This window comes from Edaphocola aurantiacus, assembly GCF_019797745.1.
GTDB classification, from domain to species: domain Bacteria; phylum Bacteroidota; class Bacteroidia; order Chitinophagales; family Chitinophagaceae; genus Edaphocola; species Edaphocola aurantiacus.
Map to the genome: position 1 here is coordinate 177277 of NZ_VOSI01000004.1, position 23472 is coordinate 200748.

Below are 23472 nucleotides of genomic sequence, written 5' to 3' on the forward strand. Positions count from 1 at the left end.
TTAGCAATAGCTAAAAAAATAAATTTAATAACAATGAGACTTTCAGAAGTATTGGTTCGCCCGGTGATTACCGAAAAGGTAAATGGCCAAATGGAAAAACAAAACCGTTACACTTTCGTAGTGGACAAGCGTTCCAACAAATTGGAAATTAAGGAAGCAGTAGAGAATTTCTACAATGTAAAAGTTGAAGAAGTAAACACTATGGTAGTTCCTGCTAAAAATAAAAGCCGTTTCACTAAAGCCGGATATGTACAAGGCCGTAAGCCAGCATACAAGAAAGCAGTAGTTACGCTTTTAGATGGAGAAACAATTGACCTGTTCTCTCTGTAATAATTGAAATACAATAATTAAATCATTAATTATAATAATTTGACGCTATTGGCTAGCCGCCAGATAATCAAATTACTAAATTCTATTTAGAAAAATGGCTTTACGTAAATACAAACCGACCACTCCCGGTACTCGTTTCAGAGTAGGAAATGCGTTTGCAGAAATTACTACTGACAAACCAGAAAAGAGCTTATTAGACAGAAAGAACAGTTCTTCTGGCCGTAACTCTAAAGGTCGTATGACTATGCGCAATATTGGCGGTGGTCATAAACAACACTATCGTATCGTTGATTTCAAACGTAACAAGAAAGATATTCCTGCTACAGTTAAGACAATCGAATACGATCCGAACCGTACTGCATTCATCGCTTTATTAGCGTATGCTGATGGTGAAAAACGTTACATCATTGCTCCTCAGGGTCTGCAGGTTGGTGCTACTGTAATCAGTGGTGACAGCGTTGCTCCTGAAGTAGGTAACGCTCTGTTGATGAAAAACATGCCATTAGGTACTGTAATTCACAACATTGAAATGCAACCTGGTAAAGGTGGTTCTATCGCTCGTTCTGCTGGTACTTATGCACAGCTGAGCGCGAAAGAAGATAAATATGCTGTATTAAAAATGCCATCTGGCGAGCTGCGTAAAGTATTAAGCGCATGTTACGCAACAGTAGGTGTTGTTTCTAACAGCGATCACCAACTGGAATCTATGGGTAAAGCAGGTCGTAACCGTTGGAGAGGTTTACGTCCACGTGTAAGAGGTGTTGCGATGAACCCTGTAGATCACCCGATGGGTGGTGGTGAAGGTAAATCTTCTGGTGGTCACCCACGTAGCCGTACTGGTAAGTATGCTAAAGGTGAGAAAACACGTAGCAAGACTAAACCTTCAAATGCACTGATTATTCAACGTGCTAAGAAAAAATAATAATTAATTCTTAATAGATAAAATGGGCAGGTTGCTGCAAAGTAAACCTGCCAAATCATCACAAAAAACGCAACAATGGGTCGTTCAATTAAAAAAGGTCCTTACATTGACCATAACCTTGAGCAAAAAGTATTGGCTCAAAACGAAGCAGGCGCTAAAAGAACTGTAATCAAAACTTGGAGCCGTCGCTCTACAATCTCTCCTGATTTTGTAGGTCACACATTTGCAGTTCACAATGGCAACAAATTCATCCCTGTTTATGTAACTGAATACATGGTAGGTCATAAATTAGGTGAGTTTGCGCCAACACGTAACTTCAAAGGTCACAGTGACAAGAAAAAGTAAGTTAAACCTTACGTACAGTATTTAATTTTTTTAGTAACCTTTTTAAATAGAGTCCTTCAAGGATTTAAGGTATATGGAAGCAACAGCTCGTTTAAGAAATTATCCTACTTCTCCGCGCAAAATGCGTTTGTTAGCGGACCTGGTGCGCGGTATGGAAGTAGAAAAGGCTTTAAGCATTTTAAAGTTCAGCACAAAGCATCCTTCAGTAGCATTGGAGAAATTATTATTAAGTGCTATTGACAACTGGAAACAAAAAAACCAGGGTCAGGATGTAGCAGATGCTAACCTGATCGTAAAAACAATTTTTGTAGATGGTGGTCGTATGGTAAAACGTATGTTACCAGCTCCGCAAGGTCGTGCATATCGCATCCGCAAGCGCAGCAACCACGTAACAATCATTGTTGATAGCAAAGCAAACTAATTTAAAATATTTCAAATCCATAACAACTGAATAATGGGTCAAAAAGCAAATCCAATAGGTAATCGTTTAGGAATCATCCGTGGATGGGATTCTATGTGGTATAGCGATCAGAAACAATATGGCAAGAACCTGGTACAGGACCACAAAATCCGTACTTATCTGAATGCCCGCATCAACAAAGGTGGTGTTTCTCGTATCGTTATCGAACGTACACTTGGTAAATTAATCATTACTATTCACACGTCTAAACCAGGTATCATCATTGGTAAAGGCGGTCAGGAAGTAGATAGAATTAAAGAAGAGCTGAAAAAATTAACCGCTAATGCTGATGTTCAAATCAACATTATGGAGATCCGTCGTCCTGAACTGGATGCTCAGATCGTAGGTGAAACTATCGCTCGTCAAATCGAAGGCCGTGTAAGCTTCAAAAGAGCTATCAAAATGGCAATCGCTACTGCAATGCGCATGGGTGCAGAAGGTATCAAAATCAAAGCGAGTGGTCGCTTAGGTGGTGCTGAGATCGCGCGTTCAGAAGAAATGAAACAAGGTCGTACACCATTACATACTTACCGTATGGATATCGATTATGCTAACGTATACGCGATGACTGTTTACGGTAAAATCGGTCTGAAAGTTTGGATTTGTAAAGGTGAAGTTTTAGGTAAGAGAGAGTTGAATCCGAACATCACTTCCGGTTCTACAGACCGTCGTGGCGGTGAGCGTAGTGAAGGTCGTGGCGATCGCAGACCAGGTGGTAACAATCGCGGTGGCAATAACCGTGGCGGTAACAACAACCGTGGTGGTGACAGAGCTCCTCGTCAAAATAAAGACTAATTATCCTGTAGCGTGGTGATATACCACGCTGCCTTATAAAAATAATTTTGTATGCTCAGGAGGTTCAGGCGCTGGTAATCAATAAAGATATCATCCTGTACAATCTGAATAAAATATAATATAATGTTACAACCAAAAAGAGTTAAGCGTCGTAAACAGCATAAAGGCCGTATCAGAGGTAATGCACAACGTGGTGCTACTGTAGCATTCGGTTCTTTCGGTCTGAAAGCTTTAGAGCCAAAATGGATTACTAACCGTCAGATCGAAGCTGCACGTCAGGCTATGACACGTCATATGAAGCGTGAAGGAACTGTTTGGATCCGTATCTTCCCTGATAAACCAATTACTGCAAAACCAGCAGAGGTACGTATGGGTAAAGGTAAAGGTAGCTTGGAATACTGGGCAGCTGTAGTAAAACCAGGATGCATCATGTTCGAAGTTGAAGGTGTACCAATGGAACTGGCTAAAGAAGCAATGGAATTAGCCGCTCAAAAACTGCCTATCAAAACTAAGTTCGTTGTTCGTCACGATTACGTTGAAGCATAATTAACATCATGAATCTTGCTGTAAAGCATAGTTCTAACCATTAAAAAAGTATTTAAAATGGCAAAGTCTAAAAAAGTAGAAGACTATCGTTCATTAAGCGATGAGGCGTTGTTAGATAAGATTGGTGCTGAGACTGATCGTCTTAATAAATTAAAATTCAGCCACTCTGTTAACCCAGTTGAAAATCCGATGATCATCCGTTCAGTACGTCGTCAGATCGCACAACTAATTACAGAGCAACGCAAAAGACAATTAGGAAACTAAAAATATTTTAGTCATCATGACAGTAGAAAGAAAAACTAGAAAAAGCCGTATAGGCTTAGTTACTAGCAACAAAATGGATAAAACAATCACTGTTGCAGTAGAGCGTAAGGTAAAACACCCTATTTACGGTAAGTTTTTGAAAAAAACTACTAAATTCCACGCGCACGATGAAACTAACCAATGTGGTATTGGTGACACCGTACGTATCATGGAAACTCGCCCTCTGAGCAAAACAAAATGCTGGAGATTAGTAGAAATCATCGAAAAGGCTAAATAGTTTACCACGCGATCTTTATTCATCTGCATTCCATCGTGTTGCAGCGCTGAAAAGATTTTAAACAGTCCGGAGCAGCTCATTGCTGTGTAAGGATTAAACAATTAACAATTAAAGCGAACAGCTAAACATTTTTATAAAATGATACAGCAAGAATCAAGGCTAAAAGTAGCAGACAATAGTGGTGCAAAAGAAGTACTTTGTATCCGTGTATTAGGCAACTCAGGTCAGCAATATGCTTATGTAGGCGATCAGATTGTGGTTACAGTAAAAGATGCTATCCCAGCTGGTGGTATTAAAAAAGGTACTGTTACTAAGGCCGTTATCGTAAGAACAAAGAACAAGTTACGTCGTAAAGATGGTTCTTACATCAGCTTCGATGAAAACGCAGTAGTATTATTAAACAATGCTGGCGACCCTCGTGGTACTCGTATCTTCGGGCCAGTGGCCAGAGAGCTGCGTGATAAAGGATACATGAAAATTGTTTCCTTAGCTCCTGAGGTTTTGTAAAAAATATTTTGTACCTTTGCCGCCCGTTGACTCAAGCGGCACTATAGAATTCGTTTAAAATGAAAACTAGATTCAAACCAAAATTCAATATCAAGAAAGGCGATCAGGTTGCAGTAATCGCAGGCGATGACAAAAGCCGCACTACTCCCCGTCAGGTATTGGCAGTATATCCGCTTAAAGGGCGTGTATTGGTAGAAGGTGTTAACATCGTTACCAAACACATCAAACCAAGTGCAAAAAATCCACAAGGTGGCATTGTAAAAGAGGAAGCGCCAATCAATATTTCAAATGTACAGTTGTGGGATGCGAAAGCTAAGGCTCCTGTACGTGTAACGCGCGAACGTAACGATGGTAAAACGGTTCGTATTTCTAAAAAAACTAGTCAAGCAATTTAATAATGAGTACTACATACACTCCGCGTCTTCAGAAAAAGTATGCTGATGAAGTTAAATCGGCTTTGATGAAGAAATTCGGTTATAAAACCGTGATGCAAGTACCTAAACTGGTTAAGATCTGTCTTAACCAAGGTGTAAAAGGTTCTACATCTGACAAGAAATTAGTTGATGATGCTGTGAAAGAAATGACAATGATCGCTGGTCAAAAAGCGGTTCCTACATTATCTAAAAAGGACATCTCTAACTTCAAATTACGTAAAAACATGCCTATCGGTGCTCGCGTAACTTTACGTGGTGCTAATATGTTTGAATTTATGGATCGTTTGATCTCTATCTCTTTGCCACGTGTACGTGACTTCAAAGGTATCAATGACAAATCTTTTGATGGTCGTGGTAACTACACTTTTGGTGTTACAGAGCAAATCATTTACCCTGAGATCGATATCGATAAAGTAAATCGTATTTCTGGTATGGATATTACTTTCGTAACTACAGCTAAAACTAACGAAGAAGCTTACGAGTTACTGAAAGAATTAGGCTTACCATTCAAAAATATTAAAAAAGATATCAACTAATCATGGCTAGAGAATCCATAAAAGCGCGTCAGCGCAAGCGTGAGAAAATGGTAGCTCAATTTGCTGAAAAACGTGCTGCTTTAAAAGCTGCAGGTGACTACGAAGCATTGGACAAATTACCTAAAAACGCTTCTCCTGTTCGTCTTAAAAATCGTTGTCAATTAACAGGTCGTCCTAAAGGTTACATGCGTCAATTTGGTATTGGCCGTGTTATCTTCCGCGAAATGGCATTGAATGGTTTGATACCAGGCGTAACTAAAGCTTCTTGGTAAGCATTTAGTCGACTATCATTGCCGGTTTCGGTTTCTGATGGTTTGAAATTATTAGGCCTATGTCCATAGCAATATGGTAACTAGCGTCAATTACTCAACTTAAAATTTAAAGTTTAAAAATGGTAACAGATCCTATAGCCGATTTTTTAACGCGCATTCGTAACGCTCAGATGGCTAAACACCGTATCGTTGAAATCCCAGCTTCTAATCTGAAGAAAAGAATCACTGAGATTTTATATGATAAAGGTTATATCTTAAAATATAAATTCGAAGACGATAACAAACAAGGTTTAATTAAGATTGCATTGAAATATGATGGTCAATCTAAAGAGCCGGTTATCCGTTCATTAGAAAGAATCAGCCGCCCAGGTTTACGTCAGTATGCTAAACCTTCTGAAATCAAAAGAGTAAAGAATGGTTTGGGTATTGCTATCGTTTCTACTTCTAAAGGTGTAATGACTGATAAAGAAGCACGTAACAATAACGTAGGTGGTGAAGTATTATGCCACGTTTGGTAATATACTTTTACTGAATATAAAAGAAAAGAGACTGTCCGAAAGGGTAGTCTCTTTTCTTTTATATCATATCTATTCTTGGGGCGAAAAAATTGTCTGCTTTATAATAGTGCTGTAGATATTGGCTAAAGCATATGTAAAAGGTTATCGATTTGGGTAGCCTTTTTTGTTTGTAGTGCTTTTTATTAACCAAAGAATAACTTCTGTAGGTGTAGATTTTAATTGACTGATATAATTTCTACTACAATTTTAGTTTATATCTATACAATAAATGTAAATAAAACGATTATGAATAATGATTTATGTATGCTAGGTTTGGGCTCTATTCAAACTTAAATTTTGCATTTATGAGAAAAATGATCGTTTTAGGTATTTCTATTATAGGAATGTCGACTGTAGCAAATGCTTCCTGGATCAGGTGGCAGCCGTCAACTAATCAGGCTGGCACGTACAACGGGAGCGCAACAAATATAATAACCTGTCATAATCTGCATGCTCCCCGCTGTATGGAATTTGAAGGCTACGGAAAGTATCCCCAACCCGGACAAAGGGTTAAGATTTACAATGATTATGAAATGGTCGGTTATGGCACCATTATTAATTGTATGATGGATCCTGGTGACAACGACGGAACCAATATTGAGGACATTAAGGGAACGCCAACTACTCTGGAGATTGAGTTTGATAATATCAGCAATTAGTCCAATTAATATTTGCAGCTTTCAGTCATAAAAGGAATATGAGCATGTCATATTCCTTTTATTTAAAACCTATAATAGAACATAAATGAATATAACCAGATACTTTCAATACATTATTTTTTACATAGCCATTCTGATCAGTAATGCACAATGCAGGGTGCAGCATACAAAGGAGTATAAACAGGAGCAGGAACATGTAAGGGTATTAATCCCTTTTGTACCGGGCAACTGCCATCTCTGTAATGAGCAATTTTATGAAAAACTAAAAGTGCTGGATATAAAGAATATTCCATATGCATTCCTGCTATCTGAAGATTTTTCGGAAGACCTGGATTACATCAAAAAGGAATACAAATTGAATGATTTTAAAGGGAACCAGTTTATACTATCCACAGCCTTGTTTCAGAAGTACTATTTTCCTCCGCAAACATATGCTTTAGAGTTTGGTACTGATTCCAATTATAAGATTTACCGCAATATTGATGTACTGATCGAAGATGTGAAATTAATGAGGCAAAAGGATACCTTGGATCTGGGCAGTTATAAAATTAAAAAATCTGCGTCGAATCTTTTATTGAATAATAAGCAGCAGATGTATATTCAAAACTGTGTGCAGACCAATACTTTTGATTTTATTGATCTCAGAACCGGGAGGCAGCAGCTAAAGGTTTCCCTTACCCCGCAGCATTTATTCAATAACTACCTGTTGAACTTCAAAGATTCCTTTACAGCGATGAGTAAGCTGAAAGAGGTAGAGGCAGAAGGTATTCCGAAGAGAGATGAGTTTGTACATTTTGAATACGTCCATGATTCTATATATGTTACTTCTATGCACACTTATATCCAAAATATGAAGGACTCTGTATTACGGAGTTTTTATACTATGAATTTGTATAAAGATGGGGTGTACTGCGGCTCCCGTGCCATCAGCGATGAACGGCTTCCTGATGATTATTACATTCTTCCGAAATTCCACATATACAATAATGCGGCTTATTTTACAGTTGTTAAACTGAAATTAGATACGGATAAACCTAATTATTTTCTGGCCAGGTTTGAGCTGGAAAACGGTACTTACCAGTTTCAAAAATTCCTCAGATTTACAATGCCTCAGATACAAAAGGAAGTCGGATATCAATTTTTAGAATTGCGGTTTAGCGGAAAATATTTCATAAATGCAATTACCAATATTCTATACGATTTAGAAACGGGGCAATCAAGTATTTTGTCCATACCCGTTAATGAACACTTCGGATATGCTAACCTTATGAGCAATTATAAAGCTGTAAATATTTTGATGTGGAATATTAATGTGGAATATCCCAATTTGCTAATCACCTATTTTTCAAAAGATGAAAATGGGCAAAGTAAAAATACACTATTGAAATATAATATAGAGCATAGAAATATAGAGGGGAAGATTCAATTTCCGGAAAGTAATTCCAGGTTTATGCACTCTGATTGCACAAGATTTGGTTATTTTCTATGGGTACCGGAGAAGGACAATAATGACTATCTGGTTTATAAAAAGATGTTTTAGCAGATGTGCTAAGATCTAGCCATATTTGTTAAGCTATATACACTGGTATAAAGGCTAAGGCTACCCTTCGGGATAGACTTAGCCTTTTATGTATGATTGCCATACTATTTCAGTATCATCTTAAAACCTACACTTTTCAGCGTAACCAAAGATACCTGTGCAGAGGCCTGGAAGTAGTTTCTTATTTTACGGATGTAGACATCCAGATTGCGGGAATTGTAAAAGGTATCATCCCCCCATACTGATAGCAAGAGTTCCCGCCTGTTAATGATCGTATCAGGATCCAAGAAAAGCATGGACAGTATCTCTGATTCCCGTTGAGATAAAGTATACAGCTCTGTGCCTACCTTTAAAGTATACTGTTGAGGATTGAAGCTGCAATCGCCAAATACACGCTCATGAGTGCCTGACTGCAGCTCAGCAGGGTTTTCTTTCTGTTTGAGCTGGTATTGCACACGCACCATCAGCTCATCGATGCTAAAGGGCTTGCGTATATAATCATTCGCACCAGCACTGAAGCCATCAATGACATCCTGCCCCTGTCCCTTTGCACTGAGAAAAATAATCGGCAGCTTAGTATCGATTCCGCGAACAATCTGTGCAATACTCAATCCGTTTATATGCGGTAGCATAATGTCGAAAATGCAGAGATCGGGCTGGAAATTATTTAAAACGGATAGGATATTCTGACCATCTTCCTTGTGCAATACCTGGTACCCCTTCAGTCGCAGCATATCCGTCACAATCCTGGCCAGTGCCTGTTCATCCTCAATATACAGAATTTTTTTACCCTCCATAACTAATACTTAATCGGAATTTTTATAATAAATTTTGCGCCTCCTAAAGTAGAGTCATCAATACGTATAGTGCCATTATGCGCTTTAATCACATATTGGGTATAGGCAAGCCCCAGCCCATGGCCCTTTACGATATGTCCCTTTTCACTGTGTACGCGATAAAATTTTTCAAATACTCTTTTGCTCTCTTTCGGTGCAATGCCAGTGCCGTCGTCTTCTATTTCAATACTCACATATCCATCTGCAGCATGAGTCGCAATACATACCTTCTCTCTGCCATATTTAATCGCATTATCCAGCACATTGCCGATCGCACTCTCCAGGTGGAAAGGATCACCCTCAATGACCCCGTTAGGGACAGTACCCAGTATTTCCAGCACCCTTTCCTGCATAATAATAGTTGCCTTGTATTTTGTAATTACATTCTGCAATAACTGCGGGAAGCGGAATTCGCTTTTATGAAACTGTATCGTACCCTGATCTACCGATAACTGGTTTAAGATATTCAGTACAAAAGCCTCCAGACGTTTAAGCTCACTGTTGGCAATACTGATGTATTCTTTGGTCTGTTCGATATGGTCTTTAATCTCGAAGTGATTGAAGGCCTCCAGGGCCAGCAGCGAGGTGGTAATGGGGGTTTTCAATTCATGAGCGGTATTGCTTATGAAATCATTCTTCTGGGTGGTTAGTTGCTGTTGCTGCACCAGGGTGCGGTAAGAAAAATAAAAGGTAAGGGTGCAGATCACAAACACGACCAGCGAGAGCATCAACTGGGTATATAATCCCGTCCAGAGATATGGTCTGTAATTATAGACATATACTTCCATGCCGAGTAGGGATGCAACGGATTTCTCATTATCCATTAAGAAATCATCATTGTAGCGCTGCTTTTTTGATACTTTAAGTCCCTTGTACCGTTCTACAACCATCGAAGAGAAACTGGAGAACAACCTTGCCGTATCCATACTCTTGATCACATTAGCCCCGTTAATCATGCCCATTACCTGTTCTATCATCTCGTCCAGGTTTGCACTCTTCTTTGCATTGGAGTTAAGGGTTCCTGCAGTTCCTCTGGCGGAAACCTTAGCCGGTGTATCTTTAGACGATATTGCAGAATCAGGTTGAGCGATAATCGTCAATCCATCTGGAGTAGAGGCGATAGACTGAATCTGGTTTACCAGGAGTTTCTTAATACTGTCCGGGGCATCATCAATAGAATTATAGGATTGTATTGTAGGTACTTGTTCCTGAAGCGATTCCGGTTGCCTTTTATGATGAGAAGCAGTTGTATCATTCATTTGCGGTGCGACCAGATGAGGTGTGCCTAATGACTGGACCGTAGCAGATGATTTGAGTGCAGATATCTGGTTGAGAGAAAGCATGCCGGATGCTAATTGCTGTTGCAGCACATACCGGCTCAGTTCGCCTGTAATATATTCAGTAAACTGTTCCTGGGTCAGTTCGTTATATAATACATTCAGCGCCTTATTCAGATTCCGTTTTTCTGTCTCATAACTACTGTCGATCCAGATGCCCAGAAAAAGGCCAATAAGCGCCAGACTCAATACCATCAGCACCGTAATATACCGTAATTGTCTTTTACTGCGCATTACTTACAAATAAGAAACAATATTAATGACTTATTCCAATCGCAGGAGTGCATTAACATTAATTAACTTACTAATAAGTAGTTAAGATAGAATCAGCCCTTAGGCATTAGAAGGGCATACCGATACCGATATTGAGGTTGATATTCTGGTGGCGCCATTCCTTACTGCCAAAGTCAATGCCCTCTATTACCCAGCCACTGTTATAAGGTACGTAAGGTTTTTTCAGTGGGAAAGCCCAGTCTGCCCTTAAGATCAGGAAGCCGCCAATGTCAGCGCGCAGACCGGCGCCGGTACTCAATGCGATGTCCTGCCACAGTGCATTGAAGCGGAAAGAAGCACCCGGAAGATTAGGGTCCTGCTGTGCCAGCCATATATTACCAGCATCGGCAAATACAGCGCCATTTAAGCCTATTGCACCTGCGAATAGCTGGATCATTTTAAAACGATATTCTGCATTCCATTCCAGTTTAATGTCTCCGCTCTGGTCAATGAAAATGCGATCCTGGCTGTTTTGGGCTGCAGGATTATAATAACTGCCCGGGCCCAGCAGGCGTGGTGCCCAGCCCCGGATACTATAGGCTCCGCCGACGAAGTATTGTTTGATATAGGGGAGCGTACGGGAATTGCCATACGGGATACCGACACCACCATACATGCGCAGCACGAATGTTGCATTATTACTTTTGAAATACTGGCGCGCATCAAAATCCAGCCGTACATAATTAGCATAGTTAAAGGATAAACCTTTATCATTAGCAGCTTTGGCGATAGCATTGATACCCCGCATAAGCGTACCGGCCTCTTCCAGGCCCAGTCGCAGATAAGTATGACGGTGCGGTAACCGGCCTTCTGTATTATGAATAAATTCTACATTCTCGCCTTCAATGAAGTTCTCCTGGTAACTGTTACGAATGGCCTGAACCTGATTCATGCGCACACGGAAAGAGTCAGAAATATTACTCAGGTGCAGGGTATTGATAAATACAGGATTGATCTGCCAGGTGGTCCAGTTATTGCTTTTCCATACATAACCAAAACTACTGTTGATATTGCGCAGCCTGAAGTAGGCTGGGCGGTCCAGGTAGTTGACCCCAATTGTAAACACTGTTTTGGGACTGGCAGAGCGGTTATTGTTGATGGAAAACGGTAAAATGAATTTGGGCGAAATCAGCTTCATGTTTAAACCGAAATTCTGAGAGAGCAGGTAGAATCGCTGAAAGAACGGACGATCGGTATTCTTATACTGGTTCAGCTCAAACCCATAGGTGCCGGAAACGGAGAACTGATTCGCCCCGCGGAACATGTTACGGTTAGTCACAGAAGCATTTACAGCACTACCGGCAATATAAAGATCCCCTCCTGATAATTCAAAGTTGGTAGAGAACTCATATGGTTTGGCGGGGCTCAGGATAATGTGCGCATTTAACTGCTCAAGGCTGCCCGAAGAGTCTTTGCCGTCAAGCAGGAAGATACGGGCATAGTTGTAGATACCAAGGTCATTCAGCTGCAGCAGAGTATTGTCATAGTCCTGCTGGCGGTATAAGCCCTTTGGTTGCAGGAAGATCTTAGATTTAATAACCCCGTTACGAACGAGCGGTCTTTTGTTTTTGTACCGGAAGGTAATACCGTCAATCACCTGTTCGTACTGGTAACTTTTACGAAAGTTCTCATTATCCTTATACTCCGGGTATACATAGATATGCTGGTACTGGTACCGGTTAAATGCGGTATAGTTTTCTTCCTCTTTTACCGTAGCTGTAACAGAAACAGTAGGCCGGCTATTTTTGATTTTTCCCACCAGAATATTGGCAGCGTTTTCTACTATACTTTTTTTAGAGCGTAAGGTTTTGGTACCGGAGGTATCCAGCTCAAAAGAAATATTATCAGTGTTGAATTTGTAGAAGCCTTCGTTCTTCGCCAGGTTCACCATCTGGCTGCGCTCAGCAGACAGCAAGCCATTAGAGTAGGGCATTGATTGCTGCAGCAATGATTTCTTCTTCCATATAGGCAGCATGGTCTGCGCCAGGTCAGAGCTGTCAACATTATAATCTAATGTATCAATCAGGAATCCATGATGCGTATTGACATCATACTGTACAACAACCTCCTTATCCTTGGTGGTATGAGTAGCTGTCACCACAGCATTAAAATAGCCCTGGTTGCGCAATAGGCTTTGCATTTGTTTCTTGGAAGTACTGATCGTACTTTCATTAAAAATAACTGGTTTTTCCGCAATGCGGGAGCGGATCTGAAAGTTGGCAGTGTCCTTCTGGAACTTTTTATAGCGTAAGTTATACAGCCATATTTTGAAGGGGAATGCACTTAGGAAATAAGTATTGTTCTGCTGAACAATTACACTTTTCAGGGCATCTTTTAAAGCCCCTTTATCTGCATAGGTCTGATCGGTACGCAGATTGACGGTGTTTTTACGCAGCAGGTATTCATTTTGTTTGAAGTGCTTTGTAGGGCTGCAGGAGTACAGGAACAGGACTAACCATAATGCCGCAAAGCAGCCATGGTACCCCGATTTCCGATATGTAGTCTTCGCCTTAAATTTCATATACGATTACTGGATAAAATCCGAAATAATATGTGCAATATCGCGGGCATGCGCGCCGTATAACATGGTCTGGTGATTGCCCTTTACAGAATGCAGGGTGCAGTCCTTCATGATGGCAACGGTTTCTTTTGCCTTATACCGGGGCAGCAACGGTTCATCCAGGTTATAATCATCTGTACCGTTGATCAGTACACAAGGTATCATTATTTTCTCAAAGGTACTTTTCCAGTTCTGGTTGATGACATTGAGTGCAACAGAAGTCATATTGGCCAGGTTGGGAATAGTGTCCACTCTGCCATCTGCACGCATCTGTATATCTGCACAATAATAGCTTTCCATAAAGTCATCCCAGAAGGTAATCTGAGGAGCGCTCTTCATACTGTCAATAAATGCATCATAAGAGTCATATACCTTAGATAATCGCTCAAATACCGGTGCCAGCATGGCCCCTGAATTAGGGTTCAGCTCCGCAGCGGAATCTATAAACACAATTTTACGGATGCGGTCCGGGTAATTTGCACAGAGATAGGCAGAGAGCAGTCCGCCGTAAGAGTGTCCTGCTATATTGGCCTCTTCAATGCCCAGGTGATCCAGCAGTCCGAGTATATCCATAGCATGGTCCTGCAGGGAGTAGGCGAATGCTGGTTTGGCACTTAAGCCTCTTCCCCTTAAGTCAGGGCAGTAAATATTATACTGTCCCAGCAGCCCGGCATGAATAACGCCGTCAAATGCATGAGCATTGGCTGTAATGCCATGCACCATGATCAGGTGAGGCTTGTCCGGCCCGGCATAAAACTCCAGGTAATGCTGCTTAAGACCGTTGCTTTCGATGAAATGATTTTGCATCAATTAATAATTTATTGTAAAGCCATATCGTACTCTTCTACCACATGGCATCACTAAAAATAAAATATACAGAAGGTGGCAAAATTACAGGAATTTTACGAACGCTTCCGATTATTTAAACGGAAGCCTGCATTTTGGCCCAAAGGAACAAAAAGTGTTTTTAAATTAAAATATTATATATTTGCAGTAACAGTAATCTCCTGTTTATACAGTTTGCTCATGGCATACATCCTTAAATGCTATTGAGAGAGCTACTTCACTTTCAATTATTTTGATCCTTTTTTAATGCAGTATAATACTTCCCGTAATAAATTACTAATGCCGGAATATGGACGGCACATTCAGAAAATGGTGGATTATATTCTCACCATAGAAGATCCGGAAAAACGCCAGAAAAATGCACAGTCCATAATAGAGCTGATGGGTATCCTGAATCCGCATCTGAAAAATGTAGAAGACTTCAGGCATAAGCTGTGGGACCATATCTTCCGTATCTCTGATTTTGAGCTGAAGATCGATTCCCCATATCCTGTTCCGACGAGAGAGGAAATGGCTAAAAGGCCGGAACCATTACCATATCCAAAACGCAACCGCAAGAATAAACATATCGGGCACAATATTACCCAGATTATAGACCGTGCGATACAGACCGATGATGAAGAAAAACGTAAAGGGTTTACACAATCAGTAGCCTATTACATGAAACTATCCTATGCTAACTGGCATAAAGAGCAGGTGCAGGACGATATCATCAAAGAAGAACTGAGGATGTTGAGTAATGGTGCGCTGGACTATGTGCCGGGAGATGTAAAGGTTCGCTTTAACAACAGCAACTTTAAAAAACACGCGCAGAGTAATAGCGGCAACAATAATAATAACCAAAACCGCAATAAAAATAGCGGCAGCGGAGGCGGAGGTAATAAAAACAACCGCAACAGCAATAGTAATAGCAACAATAATAGCAATAGCGGGCATTATTCTAAAAACAAAAAGCGCAGTTAAGCCGTATAACCGGTCCTGCATTGAATTGTTTTTTTTGCAAAAGTTTGCTTTTCCGATTTCTTTGATTATTTTTAGGCATTAAAATTAAGTAATCCCTTTCAATCATTCTGTAAGATATTATAATTATGAAGCGTTTTTTATTGGCATCTTTTAGCGCAATAGCAGCAATTACTACGTTTACAATATCATCTTGTGAAGTGGATAAGTGTAAGGCTATCGTTTGTGCAAACGGAGGAACTTGTGAGACTGACGGATCATGTACCTGTCCTGCTGGTTATGAAGGAGATCGTTGTGAAACGATTACCCGTGACCGTTATAAAGGCGCCTGGACAGTTACTGAAGATGGTACCGTAAGCAGCATCGCGCGCTATACAGTATCAGTAGAAAATAACTCTACACTGACCAGCATACAGATCCGCAACTTCAATAACCAGAACAATGCGGTACTGGTTGCAAACATTGTTAAAGATTCTATCTTTATCCCAACACAGACGTATACCGTAGGTACACTGACCAAAACCGTTGTAGGTTACGGCGCCATTACCCCGGAAAAATTCTATAAAGGACACGGCGAGCTGAAATTATACTATCGTGTAAGCTCTTCTGACGGTATCATTGATAACTTCGGATACCAGGGAGTAGGTTCTCCGTCCCTGTGGACTAAATAATTTCATCCCGCAATTCTTCTTGCGAAAAGAAAAAGCGAGGCTATCTTTATTCCGGTAGCCTCGCTTTTATTTATTATTTTTGAACTTCTGATCGGCAAATTGCTGTACAGTTTAGAAGGTATCCATGAAAAATGTTTTTATACACTATCGTTGGTTTATAGTACTGGCCATAAATGCCGTACTGTTTTTTGCTGCTTTCTTTATGCCCGTACTCTGGTATGCAGCCATAATCTTACTATTCACTTTTGCAGCACTCACCATAATTGATATCCTACTGTTGTTTGGAGGCAACAGAACGCTTGAGATGCATCGCATTGTGCCGGATCGCTGGCACCTGGCCGAAGATAATCCCGTAAGACTGCAATTGAAAAACCGGTTTGGGTATACCATTAAGGTTGAATGTATAGACGAAGTGCCTGTACAGTTTCAGATACGCGATTTCGTATTGTATAAGCAGCTGAGCGCAGGACAGGAAGACCTTATCTCATATGAATTGAAACCCCTCAGTCGCGGGCTGTACCGTTTTGAACATATCATTGCTTTTGTGACCAGCCCTTTAGGGCTGTTGAAGAGAAGGATTGTGATGGACGAGCCTGCAGAGGTAAAAGTATATCCTACCACCCGCTATCTTAAAAACTACCAGCTTATGGCCACCAGCGATCGCAATCAGATGGCCGGTACCAAAAAGATCCGCCGCCTGGGCCATAGTCTTGAATTTGAACAGATCAAGGAATATGTAAACGGAGATGATATCCGTACCATCAACTGGAAAGCCACTGCCCGTAAGAACAATATGATGGTCAATACCTTTACCGATGTAAGGGCGCAGATGATCTATTGTGTGATTGATAAAGGCCGTTCTATGAAAATGCCTTTTGAGGGAATGACCTTAATGGATCACTCCATTAAATCCGCACTCACTTTTATGAACGTTGCGCTGCATCGTCATGATAAAGTGGGCTTGATTACCTTTTCCTCTGCAGTACAGGATATTATTCCGGCAGAGGCTAGTCCGGGACAGATGAATAAAATCCTGGAAACCTTATACCATCAGCATACCGACTTTCTGGATGCCGACTTTGAAAGACTGGTTACCGTAACCCGTCATAAGCTCAGCCAGAGATCCTTCCTGATGCTGTATACCAATTTTGAATCGTTGACTTCACTGGAGCGGCAGATGCCTTTCCTGAGGGGACTGGCCAAGAGACATTTGCTTTGTGTGGTGTTTTTTGAAAATACGACGATCAAAGAACTGAAAGATGCACAACCCGATACCACAGAAGGTATTTATACCCGGACAATAGTAGATCGCTTTGACTATGAAAAAAAGCAAATGGTCAAAGAACTGCGCCGCTATGGTATTATAGCAGTATTGACAACACCGGAAAAGTTGACTGTAGATGTAGTCAATAATTATTTAGAACTGAAATCAAGACAATCTATTTAAGATTTATGTTGACCAATAAGAAAATTATTCTTGCGGTAACCGGCAGCATTGCTGCTTATAAAACACCGGAACTGGTACGCCAGCTGGTAAAGCAGGGTGCAGAGGTGCAGGTATTAATGACCCGTGCTGCGGCGGACTTCGTAAGTCCCTTGTCCCTGTCTACCGTGTCTAAGAATAGTGTATATAGTAGTGTGAGTGATAATGATCAGTGGCATAATCATGTGCATCTGGGTCGCTGGGCCGATGTTATGCTGGTGGCTCCATGTAGTGCCAATAGCCTGGCTAAAATGGCACATGGTCTTTGCGATAATATTGTACAGGCAGTATACCTTTCCGCTACCTGTCCGGTGCTGGTCGCACCGGCGATGGATGAGGATATGTGGATACATCCTTCTACCCAGGCCAATGTACAGAAAATACAGTCATACGGTAATACGATCATTGAGCCGGAACACGGAGAGCTGGCCAGTGGCATCATTGGTGCAGGACGTATGGCCGACCCGGAACGCATTGTACAATTTGTGGCCGGTTTCCTGGCGCAAAAGGCTGAAAAACAGGCTTTATCCATTTATAAGAAGGCATTGATCACGGCCGGACCAACATACGAAAAACTGGACCCGGTGCGTTTTATAGGTAATTATTCTTCGGGCAAAATGGGTATTGCCCTGGCACAGAACCTGGCTCAGCAGGGCGTAGCAGTAACCCTTGTCCTGGGGCCGACCAAAGAGACGGTATCGATGCCGGGAATTACGGTCGTTAAGGTAGAAAGTGCACAGGAGATGTACGCCCAATGCGAAGCCGTTTTTGAAGAGATGGACCTGGTAATTATGAGTGCGGCAGTAGCCGATTTCAGACCCGCAGAACAGGCAAAAGAAAAGATTAAAAAGAAAGAAGACTTGGATCATATGACCTTAGAGCTGGTCAAGAATCCGGATATCCTCGCTACCCTGGGGCAGAAAAAGACAAAACAAGTCATTGTCGGCTTTGCTTTAGAAACCAATAATGAGCTGGAGCATGCCCAGGCCAAGCTGGTAAAGAAGAATGCCGATTTTATTGTACTGAACTCCCTGAATGATAAAGGTGCGGGCTTTGGTACAGATACCAATAAGGTGACCATCATCAGTACAAACAAACCTCCATATGAGCTACCTTTGCAGTCCAAGGCCGATGTAGCCCGGGAGATTATTAATTATATTTCCAGATCATGATCAGACGCTTTATCGTTGTTATTGTTTGCATGCTGTTGGTGAATACAGCAGTCCTTGCCCAGGAGTTTAACGGCAAGGTAACGGTGCGTTATGAGCGCCTGCAAGGGGTAGATCCCAAGTTGATGGAAAACCTGGAGAACTCCCTGAACCAATTGCTGAATAATACCAAATGGACCAATGACACCTATAAGAATATTGAGAAAATAGAAGCCAGTTTTCTGTTGAACCTGACCAAGAAAAGCGGGAGTATATTCAGCGGAACGCTTACGGTACAGGCATCCCGCCCGGTATTCAACTCAACATATACCTCTCCGCTGGTCAATTTCCAGGACCGGGATCTTTCTTTTAAATATGAGCAGGGACAAGTAGTGCTGTTCGATGAGCAGCGTGTTGCCGGCAGCGATCCGGTTGCTGCTAACCTTACCGCAACAATTGCTTATTATATCAATATTATACTTGGCTTTACCTATGATTCATTTCAGCAGGGTGGTGGTACAGAATTTTTCAAGAAGGCACAGTATATTGTACTGAATGCCCCGGAAGAGGGAAAGACTATTGTCGGATGGAAATCAAGTGAAGGCAGTAATAAGAACCGCTACTGGCTTATAGATCAGATCATGAACCCGCGCTTTGAAGCGTTTCGTCCTTACCTGTATGCATACCATCGCTTTGGGATGGATATGATGTGGGAAAAACCGGAAGAAAGCCGCAGAGTGATCATGGATGGTCTGGAAAGTCTGGTGACCCTTAACCAGCAAAACCCTTCTTCTGTTTTACTCCAGTTCTTCTTCAATGCCAAAAGTACAGAATACATAGGTATGCTGAAAGCAATGACTGAAGTAGAGCGTAAAAAGTATGCCCCTAAGCTGGCAGCATTAGATATTACAAATGCTGCAAAATATAATGATGCCCGATAGCCCAGTAATGAAATGTGTACAATTGAGCCGATTCCGGATATGGTTAGGCATTATTTTAAGTATAGTCGTTTATTCCCTGACACTTACCTCCTGCGACAGAGAACAGGAGCCTCCTATTCCCGTAACTGAAATGGGCAATATCCTCTTCGACCTGCAGGTTGCGGAGGATTACAGCATTGGTAAATTTGCAGATACCATACCACATGGTTCAGAAAAAAACACGGACACGCTGGCCTATTATTATGCCATGGTCCTGAAGCACCATAATTTGTCGCTGGATAAATTGCAGACCGCCCTGGACTGGTATTATGCGCATCCTACAGTTATGGACAGTGTATACCGTAAGGTGCTGGATAAGGCGAATAAATACAAAGGGACAGATATGCCCAAAGTCGCTCCTCTGGCGGAGGATAGCACTGCTGTTGCCGGTACTGACACTATCCTGCAGCCAGAAGCTACAACGCCCGTAGCAACCCCTCAGATAGATCGTCCGGAACGGACCTCTGTAGAGCCGGTAGACCGTACCGAAGACGAGGAGTTGAAAGATATACGCCGCAAAAACAAAGACATTAAAGAAACCCTTGATAAAGTTAAAAAGCAAGCACAATAGATGAAGCATATTTACGCAGTAATTACCCTGGTAGTGAGTTCCTTTATATTTGTAACCTCCTGCAAGCCGGAGCCTTCTATGCCCAAGCCCAGAGGATATTTCAAGATAGACCTGCCGGAAACACATGCCTATAAAACCTTCGACAGCGCTGGTTTCCCTTTCCGGTTCGAATACCCTGTGTACGGAAAAGTAGTACAGGATTTAAACCTGATCAAAGAAGAGCATCAGCCCTACTGGATCAATGTAAACTTTCCAGGCATCAATGCAATGATATACCTGAGCTATAAAGCGATTGCACCGGGAGCAGATCTGAACGACCTTGTAAGAGAGAGTTACAAACTGACCAATGCCCATAATAAAAAGGCCGACTTTATTGATGCCCCTGCCTTTACCACCAAAAGCGGTATGGAAGGTGTATTTTATACTGTTGGCGGCAATGCAGCATCAGTATACCAGTTCTACGTTACAGATAAAACCAAACATTTTATCCGCGGTTCTCTCTATTTTAACAGTGCGCCGAATGCCGATTCTATAGCACCGGCGGCCACTTTCCTGAAAAAGGATATAGAACATTTAATTGAGACGCTGCAATTCAGATAAAAGTTTTTAAATTCGCAGCGCAATTCCTGAAATATTGAAGTCAGGACGGTCTCATAGTTCAATGGATAGAATAGAAGTTTCCTAAACTTTAGATCCAAGTTCGATTCTTGGTGAGACCACTTTACAATTTATGTTCATTCTCAAAGATTAAAATTTTCAAACAATGGAATTTCGTATTGAAAAAGACACTATGGGGGAAGTACAAGTCCCTGTTAGTGCATATTACGGAGCGCAAACCCAACGTTCGGTAGACAATTTTAAAATTGCTCAGGATATTAATAAAATGCCGAAAGAGATCATCAAGGCATTTGCATATCTGAAAAAAGCTGCCGCGTTGACTAACACTGACCTGGGTGTACTGCCTGCTGAAAAGTCTCAACTGATCGGCACCGTATGTGACGAAATCCTGGAAGGAAAATTAGATAATGAATTTCCCCTGGTAGTTTGGCAAACCGGTTCCGGCACCCAATCTAATATGAACGTAAACGAAGTAGTAGCTTATCGCGGACACGTACTGCAAGGTGGTCAGCTGACCGATAAAGAAAAAGCACTGCATCCGAACGATGATGTAAACAAATCACAATCTTCTAACGATACTTTCCCTACCGCAATGCACATCGCTGCATACAAAATGCTGGTAGAAACCACTATCCCAGGTATCAAACAACTGAGAGATACCCTGGATGCAAAAGCGAAAGCTTATATGCATGTGGTTAAAATCGGTCGTACCCACCTGATGGATGCAACTCCGCTGACCCTGGGTCAGGAAATCAGTGGTTATGTAGCACAGCTGAACTACGGTATCCTGGCGATCGAAAGCACCCTTCCGCACCTGAGCGAACTGGCTCTGGGTGGTACTGCAGTAGGTACTGGCTTAAACGCTCCTAAAGGATATGATGTTGCTGTAGCGAAGAAAATCGCAGACTTAACCGGCCTGCCATTTGTAACTGCTCCTAACAAATTTGAAAGTCTGGCCGCACATGATGCAGTAGTATTTGCACATGGTGCCTTAAAAACAGTTGCGGTAAGTCTGATGAAGATCGCAAATGATGTACGTCTGCTGAGTTCCGGTCCGCGTGCGGGTATCGGAGAGCTGCATATCCCGGACAATGAGCCAGGTTCTTCTATCATGCCGGGTAAGGTAAATCCTACTCAGTGTGAGGCCCTGACCATGATTGCAGCACAGGTAATGGGTAATGATGTAGCGATCAACGTAGGTGGCTCTAATGGTCATTTCGAGCTGAATGTATTCAAGCCGATGATGATCTTTAACTTCCTGCACTCTGCAAGACTGATCGGAGAAGGATGTGTAAGCTTTGATGTGAAATGTGCTCAGGGTATCGAGCCGATTCAGAAAAACATCGATGCGCACGTAAACAACTCCCTGATGCTGGTTACCGCATTAAATACCAAAATCGGTTATTACAACGCTGCTGGTATCGCACAGGATGCACACAAACGTGGCATTACCCTGAAGCAGGCTGCAATTGAATATAAACTGAAAGACCTGGATTTTGAACATATGACTGAGGCACAATTCGATGAGTGGGTTGTTCCGGCAAGTATGTGTGGTGAGATCGGTTAATTGAACTGATATATCATAAAAAGAGAAAGGATCGCATTACGCGATCCTTTCTCTTTTTATAGATAAGTTTATTATTCTTCAATCGTAAAGCCGTTCTTTTCGGCAAATTCCATTTGTGCATTCTGTACCTTACCCAGTTCTTCACTTTCCGATTTGGCAAGTTCCTCCAGCTTGGAAATACAGGTCTTGATCTGTTCTTCCGTAGCATTGGCCTTCAGCTTTTCAAAAGGGATGAAGCCCTCGGTCATCAGGCGTTTTTCATAAGAGAGAAAGTCCAGCATGGCCAGGCGCAGGCTTTCCGATCCTGCGAAATCCTTTTGTGCCATCACTTCCCTCTGTTTACGCTCCACAAAAGCAATCATGGCTTTATGTTGGCTGACCAGCGGTGCAAAGTCTTTTGCGGTATATGATTTGTTGAAGAGTTTGCCCCAGGTCTGTCCCATTGTATAGAGAGAGTCTGTTACATCGGCATAATAATTGTTGAGCTCGAGGGGAGTCGTAATCTTGCTCTTCTGAGCCGATAGGGTACCGGTACCCAGGAAGAGCATAGCGAGCAGGGTGAATAGTCTGAGACGCATGATAATAATGTTTAGTAGGTGAAATATAGGTCGAAGTTACTATTAAATATGGTGGAAAAAGAATATGTAAGCTTAATTGTTCTTAACTTTAGTGTTCTTGCTTCCGGCGATGCTTTCCTGCGGCATGAGCATACCTTTTCAGGCTTTAACATACCTTTACTATAAGGGATAAAAAAGGCTAAAAGCAGCGGAATAACAGCATAAACAACTGGTATCCCTAAAATAAAAAGGTTTAAAAAAGTTGAAACGAAAATTGGTAATTTTAAATAAAAAAGTATTTTTGCACAAAATCTTAAAATTTCAACTAACATGTCAGAAGTTGCAAACCGCGTAAAAAAAATCATCGTTGACAAATTAGGCGTTGACGAATCAGAAGTTACACCAGAAGCTAGTTTTACTAACGACTTAGGTGCGGATTCTCTGGATACAGTAGAGTTAATGATGGAGTTTGAAAAAGAGTTTAATATCTCTATTCCGGATGATCAAGCTGAGAACATCACTTCAGTAGGTCAGGCTATCTCTTACCTGGAAGAGCACGCAAAGTAAGCTTCACACAAAAAAGCGAAACCAGAGTTTAATTATTTTTAGACAAAAACACAT

Annotated in this window: 29 protein-coding genes and 1 tRNA gene; 25 read left to right on the plus strand and 5 right to left on the minus strand. The window is 41.5% G+C overall.

Annotated features, from left to right (window positions below):
- The first annotated feature begins 33 nt into the window (after window positions 1-33).
- From rplW to FTD44_RS12710, 15 genes are all read left to right on the plus strand, one after another.
- Window positions 34-330: a 50S ribosomal protein L23 gene (gene rplW, locus FTD44_RS12640; protein ID WP_129019817.1), complete on the plus strand. Its 297-nt coding sequence runs from the start codon at window positions 34-36 to the stop codon at window positions 328-330.
- A 94-nt stretch (window positions 331-424) separates the two neighbouring features.
- Window positions 425-1252 (plus strand): 50S ribosomal protein L2, encoded by an 828-nt coding sequence (rplB, locus tag FTD44_RS12645; protein WP_129019816.1) that lies wholly within the window; start codon window positions 425-427, stop codon window positions 1250-1252.
- Between the two features lie 75 nt (window positions 1253-1327).
- The gene (gene rpsS, locus FTD44_RS12650; RefSeq protein WP_129019815.1) at window positions 1328-1597 is read left to right on the plus strand and encodes a 30S ribosomal protein S19; all 270 of its coding nucleotides are present in this window, start codon (window positions 1328-1330) and stop codon (window positions 1595-1597) included.
- A 73-nt stretch (window positions 1598-1670) separates the two neighbouring features.
- A complete protein-coding gene (gene rplV / locus FTD44_RS12655) occupies window positions 1671-2018 on the plus strand; it encodes a 50S ribosomal protein L22 (RefSeq protein WP_129019814.1) in 348 nt (115 codons plus the stop codon).
- Window positions 2019-2051: 33 nt separating this feature from the next.
- Window positions 2052-2852, plus strand: coding sequence for a 30S ribosomal protein S3 (rpsC, locus tag FTD44_RS12660; protein WP_222166794.1), 801 nt, complete (start codon window positions 2052-2054; stop codon window positions 2850-2852).
- 123 nt (window positions 2853-2975) lie between these two features.
- Entirely contained in the window at window positions 2976-3398 is a 423-nt protein-coding gene (rplP, locus tag FTD44_RS12665; RefSeq protein WP_129019812.1) for a 50S ribosomal protein L16, read from the plus strand.
- Between the two features lie 57 nt (window positions 3399-3455).
- The gene (gene rpmC / locus FTD44_RS12670) at window positions 3456-3662 is read left to right on the plus strand and encodes a 50S ribosomal protein L29 (RefSeq protein WP_129019811.1); all 207 of its coding nucleotides are present in this window, start codon (window positions 3456-3458) and stop codon (window positions 3660-3662) included.
- 16 nt (window positions 3663-3678) lie between these two features.
- The gene (gene rpsQ / locus FTD44_RS12675; RefSeq protein WP_129019810.1) at window positions 3679-3939 is read left to right on the plus strand and encodes a 30S ribosomal protein S17; all 261 of its coding nucleotides are present in this window, start codon (window positions 3679-3681) and stop codon (window positions 3937-3939) included.
- A gap of 138 nt (window positions 3940-4077) precedes the next feature.
- A complete protein-coding gene (gene rplN / locus FTD44_RS12680; protein WP_129019809.1) occupies window positions 4078-4446 on the plus strand; it encodes a 50S ribosomal protein L14 in 369 nt (122 codons plus the stop codon).
- Between the two features lie 59 nt (window positions 4447-4505).
- Entirely contained in the window at window positions 4506-4841 is a 336-nt protein-coding gene (rplX, locus tag FTD44_RS12685) for a 50S ribosomal protein L24 (protein WP_129019808.1), read from the plus strand.
- Window positions 4842-4843: 2 nt separating this feature from the next.
- Window positions 4844-5416, plus strand: coding sequence for a 50S ribosomal protein L5 (gene rplE / locus FTD44_RS12690; protein WP_129019807.1), 573 nt, complete (start codon window positions 4844-4846; stop codon window positions 5414-5416).
- Between the two features lie 2 nt (window positions 5417-5418).
- On the plus strand, window positions 5419-5688 hold the full coding sequence (rpsN, locus tag FTD44_RS12695; RefSeq protein ID WP_222166795.1) for a 30S ribosomal protein S14: 270 nt from the start codon (window positions 5419-5421) through the stop codon (window positions 5686-5688).
- 119 nt (window positions 5689-5807) lie between these two features.
- Entirely contained in the window at window positions 5808-6206 is a 399-nt protein-coding gene (rpsH, locus tag FTD44_RS12700) for a 30S ribosomal protein S8 (protein WP_129019805.1), read from the plus strand.
- A 344-nt stretch (window positions 6207-6550) separates the two neighbouring features.
- Entirely contained in the window at window positions 6551-6904 is a 354-nt protein-coding gene (locus FTD44_RS12705) for a hypothetical protein (RefSeq protein ID WP_222166796.1), read from the plus strand.
- An 85-nt stretch (window positions 6905-6989) separates the two neighbouring features.
- On the plus strand, window positions 6990-8444 hold the full coding sequence (locus tag FTD44_RS12710; RefSeq protein ID WP_222166797.1) for a hypothetical protein: 1455 nt from the start codon (window positions 6990-6992) through the stop codon (window positions 8442-8444).
- Window positions 8445-8548: 104 nt separating this feature from the next.
- Here the strand turns inward: FTD44_RS12710 and FTD44_RS12715 are convergent, their stop codons facing one another.
- From FTD44_RS12715 to FTD44_RS12730, 4 genes are all read right to left on the minus strand, one after another.
- On the minus strand, window positions 8549-9241 hold the full coding sequence (locus FTD44_RS12715) for a response regulator transcription factor (protein ID WP_222166798.1): 693 nt from the start codon (window positions 9239-9241) through the stop codon (window positions 8549-8551).
- Window positions 9242-9243: 2 nt separating this feature from the next.
- Entirely contained in the window at window positions 9244-10851 is a 1608-nt protein-coding gene (locus FTD44_RS12720; protein ID WP_222166799.1) for a sensor histidine kinase, read from the minus strand.
- 106 nt (window positions 10852-10957) lie between these two features.
- A complete protein-coding gene (gene tamL, locus FTD44_RS12725) occupies window positions 10958-13411 on the minus strand; it encodes a translocation and assembly module lipoprotein TamL (protein ID WP_222166800.1) in 2454 nt (817 codons plus the stop codon).
- 6 nt (window positions 13412-13417) lie between these two features.
- Entirely contained in the window at window positions 13418-14257 is an 840-nt protein-coding gene (locus FTD44_RS12730; protein WP_222166801.1) for an alpha/beta fold hydrolase, read from the minus strand.
- A gap of 285 nt (window positions 14258-14542) precedes the next feature.
- On the opposite strand from FTD44_RS12730, the gene FTD44_RS12735 reads away from it, so the two are divergent.
- From FTD44_RS12735 to fumC, 9 genes are all read left to right on the plus strand, one after another.
- Window positions 14543-15259, plus strand: coding sequence for a DUF4290 domain-containing protein (locus tag FTD44_RS12735; RefSeq protein WP_222166802.1), 717 nt, complete (start codon window positions 14543-14545; stop codon window positions 15257-15259).
- A 125-nt stretch (window positions 15260-15384) separates the two neighbouring features.
- Entirely contained in the window at window positions 15385-15927 is a 543-nt protein-coding gene (locus tag FTD44_RS12740; protein ID WP_222166803.1) for a calcium-binding EGF-like domain-containing protein, read from the plus strand.
- 124 nt (window positions 15928-16051) lie between these two features.
- Window positions 16052-17374, plus strand: a complete 1323-nt coding sequence (locus FTD44_RS12745) for a DUF58 domain-containing protein (protein ID WP_222166804.1) — start codon at window positions 16052-16054, stop codon at window positions 17372-17374.
- Window positions 17375-17379: 5 nt separating this feature from the next.
- Window positions 17380-18582: a bifunctional phosphopantothenoylcysteine decarboxylase/phosphopantothenate--cysteine ligase CoaBC gene (coaBC, locus tag FTD44_RS12750; protein ID WP_222166805.1), complete on the plus strand. Its 1203-nt coding sequence runs from the start codon at window positions 17380-17382 to the stop codon at window positions 18580-18582.
- Window positions 18579-19499 carry a type IX secretion system protein PorD gene (gene porD / locus FTD44_RS12755; protein ID WP_222166806.1) on the plus strand — a complete coding sequence of 307 codons (921 nt, stop codon included), beginning with the start codon at window positions 18579-18581 and terminating at the stop codon, window positions 19497-19499. Before coaBC ends, porD begins: the two co-directional genes overlap by 4 nt.
- A gap of 7 nt (window positions 19500-19506) precedes the next feature.
- Entirely contained in the window at window positions 19507-20109 is a 603-nt protein-coding gene (locus FTD44_RS12760) for a DUF4296 domain-containing protein (RefSeq protein WP_222166807.1), read from the plus strand.
- On the plus strand, window positions 20110-20709 hold the full coding sequence (gldD, locus tag FTD44_RS12765; RefSeq protein WP_222166808.1) for a gliding motility lipoprotein GldD: 600 nt from the start codon (window positions 20110-20112) through the stop codon (window positions 20707-20709). It begins immediately after the preceding gene.
- 47 nt (window positions 20710-20756) lie between these two features.
- Window positions 20757-20828, plus strand: a tRNA-Arg gene (locus FTD44_RS12770).
- A 44-nt stretch (window positions 20829-20872) separates the two neighbouring features.
- On the plus strand, window positions 20873-22294 hold the full coding sequence (fumC, locus tag FTD44_RS12775; protein WP_222166809.1) for a class II fumarate hydratase: 1422 nt from the start codon (window positions 20873-20875) through the stop codon (window positions 22292-22294).
- Window positions 22295-22365: 71 nt separating this feature from the next.
- Here fumC and FTD44_RS12780 read toward each other — a convergent pair whose 3' ends face one another.
- Window positions 22366-22872: a hypothetical protein gene (locus tag FTD44_RS12780; protein ID WP_222166810.1), complete on the minus strand. Its 507-nt coding sequence runs from the start codon at window positions 22870-22872 to the stop codon at window positions 22366-22368.
- 309 nt (window positions 22873-23181) lie between these two features.
- On the opposite strand from FTD44_RS12780, the gene FTD44_RS12785 reads away from it, so the two are divergent.
- Entirely contained in the window at window positions 23182-23418 is a 237-nt protein-coding gene (locus FTD44_RS12785; RefSeq protein ID WP_124635397.1) for an acyl carrier protein, read from the plus strand.
- The last annotated feature ends 54 nt before the right edge of the window (window positions 23419-23472 follow it).